Here is a 515-nt window from a genome sequence, read left to right as displayed (position 1 = left end):
TCAGGGTCTTTCATTTCTTTCATGACAATTTCCGTTTGCTGCGCGATTGCCTCTTCCAAATTAGCTAAGCTATTTAAATAAGCCGTTATATTCTTGGTCAGTTGTAATGCTTGCTCCTGCAGCATGCCTACACCTTCGAAATTAGGATGCGAGTCAGGTATATCACTGGCAATGGTGGCCATTTGCGTTGAAACACTTCGGTGGGTCCCCAAGATTCTAGACATCTCACGATGCGAGGCTGCAATGTGAGAAATAATCGTTGTCACTCGCTGTTCCAATCCCTTCCCCTCCAATTCCGCTTTTTCACTTTACATTATGCAGTTATCCGGCGAACGGTGCGGTTCTCTTAACGAAATTTGGTTGTCCAATCAAAGCCGATCTCAGCTATAGCCAGTAGATATGCTGCTCCTCTGACACTTTTTAGATTTTATATAGTGGACTGGCATTCGCCGTTACCTGAATGTCCATCGTGTATATATTGAATATAGGAGGTGCGGAATCCCATGGGAAAGAAA

General features: G+C 44.1%; 1 protein-coding gene. It reads right to left on the bottom strand.

Annotated elements, in window-relative coordinates:
• Positions 1–278 (bottom strand): nucleoside-diphosphate sugar epimerase (locus GC098_RS39010; RefSeq protein ID WP_171649703.1); only part of this gene is annotated, 278 nt, incomplete at its 3' end.
• Positions 279–515: the final 237 nt, after the last annotated feature.

Source organism: Paenibacillus phytorum (genome assembly GCF_013141715.1).
Taxonomy (GTDB): Bacteria; Bacillota; Bacilli; order Paenibacillales; family NBRC-103111; genus Paenibacillus_E; species Paenibacillus_E phytorum.
Note: the sequence above shows the minus strand (reverse complement) of the source record. Positions and strands in the feature narration are given on the sequence as shown.